The following is a 14170-nucleotide window of genomic DNA, read 5'->3' on the forward strand; positions in this document are numbered from 1 at the left end:
TCGCCAATCGATTTACTCAAACTTAACCAGGAAAACTAAAATGAGTAAATTAAAAATTGCAGTACAAAAGAGCGGAAGATTACACGACGATTCAATGCGCATCTTAAAGGATGTCGGAATATCAATTGATAATGGAAAGGAGCAGTTAAAGGCTTCTGCCAAAAACTTTCCCTTAGAAGTTTTCTATCTCAGAAATGGAGATATTCCACAATATTTAAAAGATGGCGTTGTTGATGCCGCGATTATCGGTCAAAACGTGCTTGTAGAAAAAGGAGAAGACTTATCGATTGTTCAAAAATTAGGGTTTTCAACGTGTAAAGTTTCGGTCGCTATTCCTAAATCCAAAAATTACAATTCCATAAAAGACTTAGAAGGCAAACGTATAGCAACGTCCTATCCAAACACCGTAAATCAATTTTTGAAAAAAAATGGCGTCAGTGCCAATTTACACATCATAAACGGTTCCGTAGAGATTGCACCTAATATAGGTTTAGCAGACGCCATTGTAGATATAGTCTCCAGCGGTAGTACATTATTTAAAAATGGCCTTAAGGAGGTTGATGTGTTATTAAAATCTGAAGCCGTTTTAGCAATGTCACCGCTCATTTCTTCAGGAAATAAAGAGATTTTAAATACGCTACAATTTAGACTCCAATCCGTCTTGAAAGGACGTCAAAATAAATATGTGTTGTTGAATGCACCTAACGAACAATTGGAGGCGATAATTAATATTCTTCCAGGAATGAACAGTCCTACAATTTTGCCTCTAGCCAAAGAAGGCTGGAGCTCCTTACATTCTGTGATTAATAAGAATGAATTTTGGCAAGTCATTGACGAACTGAAATCAAATGGCGCTGAAGGAATATTAGTATGTCCAATCGAAAACATGGTTTTATAATGAAAATAATAACTAATCCTAAGCAAGAAGACTGGTCAACCCTTTTACAACGACCAACTCGAACTCTCGAAACGATAGAGGAGACTGTCATTCAAATATTTGATGATGTCGCAAGAAATGGTGACAAGGCGGTTTCTAAATACACTGAATTATTTGATGGTGCTAAAATGGCAAGTCCTTTGGTGTCGTCAGACGAGATTAACGACGCTGCGTCTCGTGTGCCAGAAGCATTAAAAGAGGCCATCCAATTGGCTAAAACCAATATAGAAACATTTCATGCGGCACAGTTAACAAAGCGTGTGGCTGTAACAACCATGCCTGGTGTAGCATGTTGGCAAGAAAAACGTCCCATTCAAAAGATCGGCCTTTATATTCCTGGTGGAACGGCTCCGCTATTTTCTACGGTATTAATGTCGGCAGTTCCTGCAAAAATTGCTGGATGTAAAGACATTGTTTTGTGCACGCCTCCAAATAGAGAAGGCCTTGTTGCCGATGAAATTTTATACGCGGCGAAATTATGTGGTGTCACCAAAGTGATAAAAGTAGGAGGTATACAGGCCATTGCTGGTCTAACGTTTGGGACGTCTTTTATTCCAAAAGTTTATAAAATTTTCGGTCCTGGAAATCAATATGTCACCGTAGCAAAACAATTGGCCACCAAATATGGTGTGTCTATTGATATGCCTGCAGGACCCAGTGAGTTATTAGTATTGGCAGATGACACAGCAAATGCTAGTTATGTGGCATCAGATCTCTTAAGTCAGGCTGAACATGGTACCGATAGTCAAGTCGTTTTGGTGTCGACTTCAGAAAAATTAATGTCAGAAGTGATACAAGAATTACAAGTACAGTTAAACGAACTTCCAAGAAAAGATATCGCTCAAATGGCCATCAAAAATTCGAAATTTATTTTGATGGATAGCGAAACTATGGCGATGCAATTGGTAAATGATTATGCGCCAGAACACCTTATTATTTGTATGAAAAACGACTCCTTTTTTGTAGATAATATTGAAAATGCAGGTTCAGTTTTTATTGGAAACTATACCCCTGAAAGCGCTGGAGATTATGCATCAGGCACCAATCATACGCTTCCTACTAATGGGTTTAGCAAGGCGTATTCTGGTGTGAATCTTGACAGCTTCACCAAGAGTATTACTTTTCAAAAAATATCAAAGTCAGGATTGCTGAATATTGGCAATGCTATTGAATTAATGGCAGAGGCAGAAGGTCTGCAAGCTCATAAAAACGCGGTGTCATTGCGCCTAAAAGATATCCAAAATTCATGAAAAAGCCATTCGACATCCAACAATTTATAAGACCTAATGTCTTGTCCATGAAACCCTATGCATCTGCCAGAGATGAATTTAAAGATCATCAAGCCGATTTAGTGTTTCTCGACGCGAATGAAAACCCTTATGATACGGGTTATAATCGTTATCCAGATCCGCAGCAAATCGACTTAAAGTCTCGGATAGCTGCAATTAAAAATGTACCGGTTAATCATGTGTTTTTAGGAAATGGCAGTGATGAAGTTTTAGATTTAATTTTTAGGGCGTTTTGCGAACCTCAAAAGGATGAAGTCATGATTTTACCTCCAACTTATGGTATGTATGAGGTCTTAGCTAATTTGAATGCTATTCATATATTAAAGGTTGATCTCGATACCGATTTTCAGCCAAACGTTGATGCTATATTGAAACAACAGAGCAGCTCTACAAAAATACTTTTTCTATGTGCTCCTAATAATCCAACTGGAAATAGTATTGATGAGGATAAAATAGAGGCATTACTTCATGGATTCAATGGCTTGGTGGTCATAGATGAAGCCTATATTGATTTCACCACTAAAGATAGTTGGTCGGTTAGATTACAAGAGTTTCCAAATTTGATCATTACACAAACCTTGTCTAAAGCCTATGGATTAGCTGGTATAAGATTGGGTATTTGTTATGCTTCCGAAGCAATCATACGTATTTTAAATCGTATAAAGCCGCCTTATAACGTCAATATGCTCACTCAAGAAAAGGCTCTCGAAGATTTAAAGCAAACAGCGATAATAGATGAGAAGATTACTAAAATAATAGCGCAGCGCAGATGGCTCGTGTCAGAATTAGAAAACATCTGTTTTATCGAAAAAGTTTTTCCTTCAGAGGCTAATTTTTTATTAGTTAAAGTCGATAATGCCGATAAACGCTATGAGCAATTAATCAATAAAGGTATTGTAGTAAGAAATCGAACTAATCAACCGAACTGCTATAACTGCTTGCGATTCACCATCGGAACACCTATGGACAACATAAAATTATTAAGCGCACTAAAACAAATATCATGAAAAGAGTTTTATTTATAGATAGAGATGGCACACTCATAAAAGAGCCTGCTGATGAGCAAGTTGATGCCTTTGAAAAATTGGTATTTTACCCAAAGATATTTCAATACCTTGGGAGAATTGCTAAGGAGTTAGATTTTGAATTGGTCTTGGTCACAAATCAAGATGGCTTGGGTACTGAGGTGTATCCTGAACAGACCTTTTGGCCTGTACATAACTTTATGATCAAAACATTGGCATCAGAAGGCATCACATTTAAAGAACAATTGATTGATCGCACATTCGCTAAGGATAATGCAGCTACTCGAAAACCAAATACCGGACTTTTAACAGCTTATTTTTCTTCAGAATACGACTTAAAGAATTCGTTTGTCATTGGTGATAGGTTAACCGATATAGAGCTCGCTAAAAATATAGGTGCTCAAGGCATTTTCATCAATGACGAGACACATTTGGGAACGGATGAAATAACTGTTGATAAGGCCTCGTTACAATCGCATATAGCTCTAGAAAGTAATGATTGGGAAACTATTTATAGCTTTTTAAAAACGAAAGTTAGAACCGGTAGTATCGAGCGAAAAACCAACGAAACGACTATTAAAATAAACTTAAATCTCGATGGCACTGGAAAAAGTCAAATCGATACAGGTATCGCTTTTTTTGACCATATGCTGGATCAAATTGCACGTCACGGTCAGTTAGATTTAGACATCGATGTTAAAGGTGATTTGGAGGTAGATGAGCATCACACCATTGAAGATACGGCCATTGCTCTCGGTGAAGTTTTTGCGACAACATTAGGCGATAAACTAGGAATTGAACGCTACGGATTTTGCCTACCTATGGACGATTGCCTTGCCCAAGTCGCTATAGATTTTGGAGGTAGAAATTGGCTGGTTTGGGAAGCTGATTTTAAACGTGAAATGATTGGAAAAATGCCCACGGAAATGTTCTACCACTTTTTTAAGTCCTTTACCGATGGTGCGAAATGTAATTTGAATATCAAAGCGGAAGGCACAAATGAACATCATAAAATAGAAGCTATTTTTAAGGCCTTTGCGAAAGCTATAAAAATGGCAGTGAAACGCGATGTTGATAAATTGATTTTACCATCTACAAAAGGCATGCTGTAATGGAAGTAGTCATTATCAATTACGGAGCTGGAAATATTAAAAGCCTTGAGTTTGCTTTTAAACGTCTGGGCGTGCAAGCATCACTTTCAAATGAACCTGAAGTGATTCTATCAGCTGATAAAGTCATATTTCCTGGTGTTGGAGAAGCAAGTTCTGCTATGCACATGCTAAAGGCAAGTAGGTTAGATCAATTAATACCTACATTAAAACAACCTCTTTTAGGTATTTGTTTGGGAATGCAGTTACTTTGTAATCATTCGGAAGAAGGTGATACCACTGGCTTGGGAATCTTTGACGTGAATATCAAACGTTTTAATCAGGATCAAAAAGTGCCACAAATGGGATGGAATACTATAAACGGATTAAAATCTCCCTTATTTAATAAGATAACCGAAGGCGAATTCATGTATCTTGTACATAGTTATTATGCAGAGGATTGTGAGCACAGTATAGCAAGTACAACTTATGGTGTCACCTATGCTTCAGCGATGCACAATCAAAATTTTTATGGCTTGCAATTCCATCCTGAAAAAAGTAGTCATGCAGGTGCACAAGTTTTAAAAAATTTTATAGAATTATGAGAATCATCCCAGCAATAGATATCATAGATGGTAAATGTGTACGCCTAACCAAAGGCGATTACAGTAAAAAAACCATATACAGTGAAAACCCAGTAGAGGTAGCAAAGCGATTTGAAGATGCCGGAATTGAATATTTACACGTCGTGGATTTGGATGGTGCAAAGGCACAGCATATTGTTAATTATCGCATTTTGGAACAGATTGTAGCAAAGACTAGTCTAAAGATCGATTTTGGAGGTGGTTTAAAGTCGGATCAAGATTTACATATTGCCTTCAATTCAGGTGTGAGGCAAATTACAGGAGGTAGTATTGCTGTTAAAGAACCAGAAGTTTTTCAAAAATGGGTCTCGAAGTATGGCAGCACCAAAATTATTCTAGGAGCCGATAGCCATCATGAGAAAGTAGCCGTAAGTGGTTGGCAAGAACAAAGTGACTTAGAGGTGATTCCTTTTATAAAGGATTATGAAGAGAAAGGCGTGAAATATGTGATTTGTACAGATATTGCTAAAGATGGCATGCTTGAAGGTCCTTCCGTAGGATTATACGAACGTATTCTGAAAGACACCAAAGACATTAAATTAATTGCCTCAGGAGGTATAACTTCCGTTCAAGATTTAAATATCCTCGAAGATTTGGGTTGTGAAGGTGCTATTATTGGGAAAGCGCTTTATGAAGGTAAAATCAATCTCAAAGATTTAGAAACGCACTTATAGATCATGCTTACAAAAAGAATTATCCCATGTTTGGATATAAAAAATGGCAGAACAGTAAAAGGCGTTAATTTTGTGGATTTGAGAGATGCTGGTGATCCCGTCGAATTGGCTAAGCAATATGCATCTATGGGTGCAGACGAATTGGTGTTCTTAGATATTTCAGCAACGCTTGAAGGCCGCAAAACCACGCACGATATGGTGTTGAAAGTGGCAGAACAAGTTAACATCCCTTTTACGGTTGGTGGTGGTATTTCAACGGTGGAAGATGTAGATGACTTATTACATTGTGGTGCCGACAAAGTCTCTATTAATTCCAGTGCTGTAAAACGACCGGAATTAATAAATGAGCTCTCAAGAAAGTTTGGAAGTCAGTGTGTTGTTGTCGCAATTGACGCCAAACAGATTGATGGCGAATGGCGCGTGCATTTGGCTGGAGGCACTATTCCTACAACACTCAATTTATTTGATTGGGCGAAAGAAATCGCTCAAAGAGGTGCAGGTGAAATTTTGTTTACGTCTATGAATAACGATGGCACCAAAAAAGGGTTTGCTAATGAAGCATTGGCTAGGCTATCAGACACTGTGAATATTCCTATCATAGCCTCAGGTGGTGCTGGAACCGTTCAGCATTTTATTGATACCTTTCAAGAGGGACGATCAGATGCCGCACTTGCCGCTAGCGTATTTCATTTTGGAGAAATTGACATTAGGGATTTAAAACAGGCATTACACAAGGAAAATATACCCATTCGCATCTAAAATGACACGGATATTCATAGAATAAATACTAAGAAAATGACTATAGATTTTAATAAAAATAACGGACTCGTTCCTGCCATTATTCAAGATGCGCAGACACAAAAGGTGTTAATGTTAGGCTATATGAATGAAGCCGCATTAGAACAAACGCAACTTACAAAGAAAGTGACCTTTTTCAGCCGATCGAAACAACGTCTTTGGACTAAAGGCGAAGAGAGTGGTAACACCCTTCAAATGGTAGACATAAAACTAGATTGTGATAATGATACCTTACTCATTCAAGCACATCCTAAAGGACCAACATGTCATACAGGCGCAGATACCTGTTGGAACGAATCCAATTCTCAAAATTATGGTTTTCTCAGCCAATTAGAGCAAACCATTGCAGAAAGACGCCAAAAGGGGTCTTCAGAAACATCGTATGTGGCATCTCTTTTTGAAAAAGGAATCAATAAAATTGCGCAAAAAGTAGGAGAGGAGGCCATTGAAACTGTTATCGAAGCGAAAGATGATCATGATGACTTATTCTTAAATGAAAGTGCCGATTTATTATTTCATTACCTGATTCTTTTGCAGGCCAAAGGGTATAAGTTGGATGATATCACTGAAGTTTTAAAAAGCAGAGAAAATAAATAGGTCTTTCTTTCAGGGAACTTCAACTTTAAAAATTTTGTAAAAACTCATAAATTGGCGTTCTTGCTGAGATGTTCAATAAGCGTTATTATTACTTAATTAAAATTCAATATTTAGGATATCGATTTCATGGTTGGCAAAAGCAACCAAAGTTAAAAACGATACACTTGATGATTGACCGAACCTTGAATTTTATTTTGGAAGGCGCAACTTTTAAAACGCTAGGATCAGGTAGAACCGATGCGATGGTGTCTGCAAATGAGACGGCCTTCGAATTATTTGTGTATGAAAAAATAGAGGATGAGTCGGCTTTTCTAGAGTTGTTCAATCACAACTTACCTCAAGATATAAGAGCTTTGGCAATTGAAGAAGTAGATGCCGATTTTAACATCATTCAGCATTCCAAAATCAAAGAATATGTCTATTTGTTTGCTCACGGACAAAAATGCCATCCGTTTTGTGCACCTATTATGACCACGATTTTAGAAGATTTGGATGTGGCACTTATGATGGAAGGTGCCAAACTATTTGAAGGCACGCACAACTTTAAGCCATATTGCTTCAGAGCCACAAATAAAGGCAAGTATATTAGAACTATTACGAGTTGTACACTCAAGGAAAACACCCTATTTACGGCAAGTTTCTTTCCGAAGAAATCTTACACGCTCATCGTTAAAGGCAAAGGTTTTGGGAGAAATCAAATTCGATTAATGATGGGAACCCTTATAAAATTAGGTAGAGGCGATATTGATCTTCAATATATTGAGGCCTCATTAAAACCAGAGAGCACAGAAGTTATGGATTATATCGCGCCTGCTTCAGGATTGTTATTAAACGCTGTGACTTTTGAATAGTTTTATGCCTTTCTAAACGACTTACTAATTGCCAAGACGATAAAAACAGTAGCTGAGAACAATACAAAGCGTTCTATAAAAAATGAGGTCAGTGTCAATGCTAACATCTCATTTAAACTGAAACCATCATAGCTTTGTACTGGCATAAAATCGGCGTGTATATACTGTGTTGTAAAAATGATATAACGTTCAATGACATAGTTTGAACACAATCCAAGCATGAACAAAGCCACGGCCATAGTCGCTACTTTAAAACGGTGATTTCTTATACGTTCCTTCCAAACTAATTGAGATATGATAATCATCAAGATGGAACGTATCGAAAAGAATAGCGTGTAGAACATTTCTTCACCCTTTAGGAATTCTAAAAGTCTCGTAAAATTTATTGTCCATAAATACACAAAGTAAACTCCGTAAATAATGCCTGTTACTTTAATAATCTTAATAGCATAAAAACGGAATTCCTGATAGAATGATTTTAAATGAAATGCCTTAATTTTTGATATGAGAAAAAAAATCAAGAGACTCATGCCAAATCCTATAAATAGACCTTCAAGGATAAAATCGATTATTCTGTTGATTGAAAATGGCATGCTATATTTTCAGACGTGCTGAAGCCATGACACTTTGGTCGGCATAATTTCCTTCCAAATATTTTAGATAACCAACTATAGCAATCATGGCGGCATTATCGGTTGTATACTCGAACTTAGGTACATAGGTCGTCCACCCAAATTTACCTTCAGCGTTTTTTAAGGCTTCTCGAATACCAGAATTGGCAGAAACGCCACCTCCAATAGCGATATGGTTGATGCCAGTTTCCTTGACTGCTTTTTTCAATTTATCCATTAAAATACCAATAATTGTGTATTGAATCGACGCACAAATATCATTAAGATGCGTTTCAATAAATTGCGGATTGGCTTTTACTTCTTTTTGAATAAAATATAAAATGGCGGTTTTTAATCCTGAAAAACTAAAATTAAGTCCGTCAACTTTCGGCTTAGTGAATTTAAAGGCTTTCGGATTTCCTAATTTGGCTCGTTTATCAATTTCTGGACCTGCAGGATAGCCTAGACCTAATAACTTTCCACTTTTATCGAAGGCTTCACCCACAGCATCATCAATGGTTTCGCCAATAACCGTCATATCAAAATAGTGATCTACTCGTACAATTTGAGTATGACCTCCTGAAATAGTCATTGCCAGAAATGGAAATGGCGGTTGTTCAAAGGCATCTTCCTCGATGAAATGTGCTAAAATATGGGCTTGCATATGATTCACATCAATGAGCGGAATATTCAAACCATAAGCCAACGATTTAGCGAATGATGTGCCTACGAGTAAAGAACCCATTAATCCAGGTCCGCGTGTAAAGGCAACCGCATGCAATTGCGTTTTGCCAATTCCAGCTTTTTTCAAAGCCTGATCGACAACGGGAACTATATTTTGCTGGTGCGCCCGTGACGCCAACTCTGGCACCACACCACCGTATTCTTCATGGATCTTTTGACTGGCAATAATGTTGCTGAGAATTTTTCCGTTACACATCACAGCTGCTGCCGTATCATCACAAGAAGATTCAATAGCGAGAATATATATATTTTGTGAAGTCATTAGTATAAATTAGGCACAATAATTGTTAATTTTGAGGTCAAAGTTATAACTTTCAAGGCGTATCAAAAAATTCCTAAAAATAGTATCAAAAATATTAGCAATTATTTTGCTATTGTTCATCATTTTGGTGTTGGTACTTTCTATTCCTCCTGTTCAAACAGCTTTAGGTAAATACGTCACGAATAGAATCAACGACGACTTTGGAACCAATATAAACATCGGTAAGGTTGGTTTACAATTTAATGGTGATGTTGAGCTCAAAGAAATTTACATTGAAGATTATAAAAAGGATACGCTGATTGCGATCGACGAATTGAATACATCTATCATAAGTTTTAAGAACTTGGCTAACGGAAAATTGAATTTTGCCGATATCGATATCATGAATCTCACCTTTAACGTAAAAACTTATAAGGGTGAAACGTCTACAAATCTTGATGTCTTTGTAGCTAAATTTGATGAAGATAATCCGAGACAGGAAAAAAGTGAGTTTCTATTGTCTTCTGGCGATGTCTCTATCTATGATAGTACGTTTAGGCTCATTGACGAAAACAGGGCAACTCAAAAAGTATTAGAATTTAACGATCTCAATATCAATGCCACCAATTTCGTGATTTCAGGAAGTGATGTGGATGCTAGAATTAATACCTTATCGTTTAGAGATAGTCGTGGTGCCTATGTTAAAAACATGTCTACAGATTTTGAGTATACCTTAACGTATATGGCATTTGATAATCTCAGTATTAAAACAGAGAATTCTAAGCTGGATGGTAATATTCGTTTCGATTATAATAGAGAAGACTTTAAGGATTTTGAAGACAAGGTTCAAGTAACTGCGAATTTTAAAAATTCAGAAGTGTTTTTGAATGATCTAAATACATTCTATAACGAATTTGGACAAGACCAAAAAGCATCGTTAAATGTTAATCTGACTGGGACGCTCAACGATTTAAATGCTGAAAATCTTCAGCTCAATGCCAGCGGTAGGAGTCGGATCTACGGAGATTTGAATTTCAAAAATCTCTTTAGTAAAGCCGAAGGTGATTTTTCCATGAATGGCAGGTTTGATAATTTATCATCCAATTATTACGACCTGAGAGCTTTATTACCAAACATATTGGGCGAATCAATTCCTACAGTATTTTCGAAACTAGGAAATTTTACCATTACGGGAACGTCGTTTATTACAGATACATCTATTGATGCGGATTTAAAGGTGAATACCGATTTAGGACTGATTGTCGCTGATATGAAAATGAAACACGTAGACGATATTGATAATGCAAATTATGTTGGTAACGTCGTTTTTGATGAATTTGATTTAGGTGTTCTACTGAACGATCCGAAGGTGAAGACCACATCATTTGATTTAGACGTTGACGGCAAAGGTTTTACAATTGCTAATTTAAGTAGCCAAGTAAAGGGTGAAGTATTTCATTTAGAATACAATAACTATAAATATGAAGACATTGATATTTCGGGTAAACTAGGAAACCAAATTTTTAACGGTTTACTAGAGTCTAGAGATGAGAATTTTAAATTTAAGTTTGATGGTTTGGCCGATTTATCGAAGGACATCAATACCTTCGATTTTAATGCTAATGTAGAATATGCCAATTTAAGAGCGCTTAATTTTATTACGAAGGATAGCCTTTCTGAATTTAGAGGTAATGTGGTGACGTCTATGAAAGGCTCCAATATTAATGATGCTTTTGGAACCTTAGAGTTTAGTAATACGACGTATATTAATGAGCATGACGAATACTATTTTAAGGATTTCAAGATTGAATCTAAATTTGATGGCGAACGTCGACTACTCACCATTAACTCTCCGGATATTATTGAAGGGACAATGAGCGGGAATTTCAAGTTTGAAGACATCGGAAAGTTGGTAGAGAATTCCGTAGGAAGTATTTATACGAACTACATTCCAAATGCAATTGAAACAAATCAATACATCGAATTCGATTTTAAAATTTACAACAAAATTGTAGAGGTCTTTTATCACGAACTTGAACTAGGTCCCAATACGACCTTAAAAGGCAGAATTGAAACCGATGAAAAACAATTCAACCTCACATTTAATTCGCCTCAAATAAAACTCTTCGATTATTTTGCTAATGATATTTCGCTATTAATAGATAATAGTAATCCGTTATTTAATACCTATGTTGAAATTGACACTTTGAGCACGAAATACTATGATTTATCAAAGTTCAGTTTGATTAATGTGACCCAAAGGGATACCTTGTTTATCAAATCTGAATTTCAAGGCGGTAAACAAAATGCAGACAACTTTGATCTGAGTATGTACTATACCATAGATGAAACGAACAGATCTGTTGTTGGTTTTAGAAAGTCTGATATCACCTTTAAAGGCAACACATGGACTGTCAATGAAGATAAAAACAAACTGAATAAAGTAGCCTTTACAAGAGACTTTAAGAACTTTGATATTAGTCAAATCGTGATGAATCATTTTGAAGAACAGATGGAATTATCTGGTGTGGTTCAAGGTAACGACTATAAAGATTTGAAATTGGATTTCACGGAAGTAGATCTTACTAAAATCACACCAAGAGTTGATAGCTTATTGCTGGAAGGACGGGTGAACGGTAAACTTGAAATATTGCAAAAAGAAGGGGTGTATTTGCCTAACTCAACGGTGGTAATAAGTGATTTAAAAGCAAACGATTATGAACTTGGAGATTTAAACGCAAATATAAAAGGCAACCAATCCTTAACTAATTATGTCGTCGATCTGACCTTGGAAAATGATAATTTAAAAACATTGAATGCTCAAGGTGAGATTGATGTTAACTCTAATAATCCAACCATCGATTTAGACGTAGTATTTGAAGAGTTTCTTTTAGATCCCTTAGATCCATTTGGAGAGGGTGTCATTACCAATATTAGAGGTTTAGTAACAGGTAGGGCGAAAGTCACGGGCAGTCTTAAAAACCCGCAATTTGAAGGCGACTTGTTATTAGATAATGCCGGACTTACAATTCCGTATTTAAATGTCGATTATAGTTTTGATTTTGATTCTCAGGTGAAATTAGAATCGCAACGCTTTGTGTTTCAAGATGTGGAAATTACCGATTCAGAGTATTTTTCAAAAGCTACCCTTAACGGATATATAGGTCACGAAAATTTTTCTGATTGGGAATTGGGATTGGAAATTTTAACCGATCGATTATTAGTTTTGAATACCGAATATGATGAAGATGAATTGTATTATGGAACCGCCTTTGTTGATGGTAAAGCAGATATAACCGGTCCTACCAATGAACTGAAAATAGAATTTAACGGTAGTACAGCACAAGGAACCATTTTTAAAATCCCTTTAAACGATTATGAGACCTATGGAGAGAACTCCTATATCCATTTTATTACGCCAGAAGAAAAAGAGGCGCGTTTAAAAGGCGAAGTGGTTGAAAGTACCGAAGTTAAAGGTTTGGAACTAGAATTTAATTTGTTCGTAAATCCCTATGCTGATATTGAGATTGTGATCGACAAAAATCAAGGAAGTACCATTCAAGGTAAGGGGAACGGCAACTTATTATTCGACATCAATACCAACGGGAAATTCAATATGTATGGAGATTTTCAAATTGTCAACGGAACTTATAATTTCGCGTATGGTGGTTTGGTGCAAAAGAAACTTGAGGTAAAACCAGGCGGAAGTATTCGTTGGGAAGGTGATCCTATGAAAGCCAATATCGATTTGACTGCTGTTTATCAAACTGAAGCAAACCCATCCGTATTACTAGATAATCCTATCAATAGAAGTATTCCTATTGAAGTAGAGATTAACTTAATCGGACAATTAGAACAACCTGAATCCGATTTTACATTCAACTATCCTAACGTGAGTTCTACCATCAAGTCGGAGCTAGATTATCGTTTAGAAACCAAGGAAAGCCGATTTACGCAAGGAACCTTTTTACTGGTGACTGGATCTTTCCAAAGTGATATAGGATTAGGACAACAAGCCTATGGAACGGTTTCTGATCGTGTCAATGGCTTTATCAATAGTATTTTGTCTACAGGAAATGATAAAGTATCTGCCTCTATCGATTACCAATTAGGAGAACAAACGGCCGAATATCAAACAGATGATCGCTTAGGATTGACGCTAAGTACTAAAATTAGTGATCGTGTATTAATTAACGGTAAGGTAGGTGTCCCAATTGGTGGTGTTGAACAAACAGTTATTGCAGGTGACGTACGAATCGATATTTTATTGAATGAAGATGGAACATTGAAAGCGTCGTTTTTCAATAGGGAGAATAGCATTCGGAATTTTGGTGAAGAAATTGGTTATACTCAAGGAGCTGGATTAACTTATAATGTAGAATTTGACAACTTTAAAGAACTGGTACAAAAAATCTTTAGAGGTAAGAAAGAAAAAGAGACCGAAAAGAAGGAAGAAGAAAAGAAAGAATCAGAGGAAGATTTGACCCCAAGTTTCATTAATATCAAGTCAAAAAAAGGCTCAAAAAATAATTAAAATGCTTTTATTTTAACAATATTTCCTTTTTTTATTAACGAAAACGTTTGAGTTTTTGAGGTCTTGTTAAATAAACTCCATTTCCATTTTTATTATAGGTTTAGTTTACTAGCTTTACTTTTTGAAACATTAAAAGT

General features: G+C 36.3%; 12 protein-coding genes. 10 read left to right on the top strand and 2 right to left on the bottom strand.

Going from position 1 to position 14170, the window contains the following annotated elements:
* The first annotated feature begins 40 nt into the window (after positions 1-40).
* The 9 genes from hisG (at position 41) to ACU8DI_RS06250 (ending at position 7903) form a co-directional block, all read left to right on the top strand.
* Entirely contained in the window at positions 41-898 is an 858-nt protein-coding gene (gene hisG, locus ACU8DI_RS06210) for an ATP phosphoribosyltransferase (protein ID WP_447111892.1), read from the top strand.
* Positions 898-2187, top strand: a complete 1290-nt coding sequence (hisD, locus tag ACU8DI_RS06215) for a histidinol dehydrogenase (RefSeq protein ID WP_447111893.1) — start codon at positions 898-900, stop codon at positions 2185-2187. The genes hisG and hisD overlap by 1 nt, the downstream gene beginning before the upstream one ends.
* Positions 2184-3233 (top strand): histidinol-phosphate transaminase, encoded by a 1050-nt coding sequence (gene hisC, locus ACU8DI_RS06220; protein ID WP_447111894.1) that lies wholly within the window; start codon positions 2184-2186, stop codon positions 3231-3233. Before hisD ends, hisC begins: the two co-directional genes overlap by 4 nt.
* A complete protein-coding gene (gene hisB / locus ACU8DI_RS06225) occupies positions 3230-4363 on the top strand; it encodes a bifunctional histidinol-phosphatase/imidazoleglycerol-phosphate dehydratase HisB (protein WP_447111895.1) in 1134 nt (377 codons plus the stop codon). Before hisC ends, hisB begins: the two co-directional genes overlap by 4 nt.
* Positions 4363-4944: an imidazole glycerol phosphate synthase subunit HisH gene (gene hisH / locus ACU8DI_RS06230; protein WP_447111896.1), complete on the top strand. Its 582-nt coding sequence runs from the start codon at positions 4363-4365 to the stop codon at positions 4942-4944. Before hisB ends, hisH begins: the two co-directional genes overlap by 1 nt.
* Positions 4941-5657 (top strand): 1-(5-phosphoribosyl)-5-[(5-phosphoribosylamino)methylideneamino]imidazole-4-carboxamide isomerase, encoded by a 717-nt coding sequence (hisA, locus tag ACU8DI_RS06235; RefSeq protein ID WP_447111897.1) that lies wholly within the window; start codon positions 4941-4943, stop codon positions 5655-5657. Before hisH ends, hisA begins: the two co-directional genes overlap by 4 nt.
* A gap of 3 nt (positions 5658-5660) precedes the next feature.
* Entirely contained in the window at positions 5661-6416 is a 756-nt protein-coding gene (hisF, locus tag ACU8DI_RS06240) for an imidazole glycerol phosphate synthase subunit HisF (RefSeq protein WP_447111898.1), read from the top strand.
* Positions 6417-6452: 36 nt separating this feature from the next.
* Positions 6453-7052 carry a bifunctional phosphoribosyl-AMP cyclohydrolase/phosphoribosyl-ATP diphosphatase HisIE gene (gene hisIE, locus ACU8DI_RS06245; RefSeq protein WP_447111899.1) on the top strand — a complete coding sequence of 200 codons (600 nt, stop codon included), beginning with the start codon at positions 6453-6455 and terminating at the stop codon, positions 7050-7052.
* Positions 7053-7120: 68 nt separating this feature from the next.
* Positions 7121-7903, top strand: coding sequence for a tRNA pseudouridine synthase A (locus tag ACU8DI_RS06250; protein WP_447111900.1), 783 nt, complete (start codon positions 7121-7123; stop codon positions 7901-7903).
* Between the two features lie 2 nt (positions 7904-7905).
* Here ACU8DI_RS06250 and ACU8DI_RS06255 read toward each other — a convergent pair whose 3' ends face one another.
* Together ACU8DI_RS06255 and tsaD are read right to left on the bottom strand one after the other, a co-directional pair.
* Entirely contained in the window at positions 7906-8496 is a 591-nt protein-coding gene (locus ACU8DI_RS06255) for a hypothetical protein (protein ID WP_447111901.1), read from the bottom strand.
* 1 nt (position 8497) lies between these two features.
* Complete coding sequence (gene tsaD / locus ACU8DI_RS06260) at positions 8498-9520, bottom strand: tRNA (adenosine(37)-N6)-threonylcarbamoyltransferase complex transferase subunit TsaD (RefSeq protein ID WP_447111902.1); 1023 nt, start codon at positions 9518-9520, stop codon at positions 8498-8500.
* A gap of 106 nt (positions 9521-9626) precedes the next feature.
* On the opposite strand from tsaD, the gene ACU8DI_RS06265 reads away from it, so the two are divergent.
* Positions 9627-14033, top strand: a complete 4407-nt coding sequence (locus tag ACU8DI_RS06265; RefSeq protein ID WP_447111903.1) for a translocation/assembly module TamB domain-containing protein — start codon at positions 9627-9629, stop codon at positions 14031-14033.
* Positions 14034-14170: the final 137 nt, after the last annotated feature.

Source organism: Psychroserpens sp. BH13MA-6 (genome assembly GCF_052983595.1).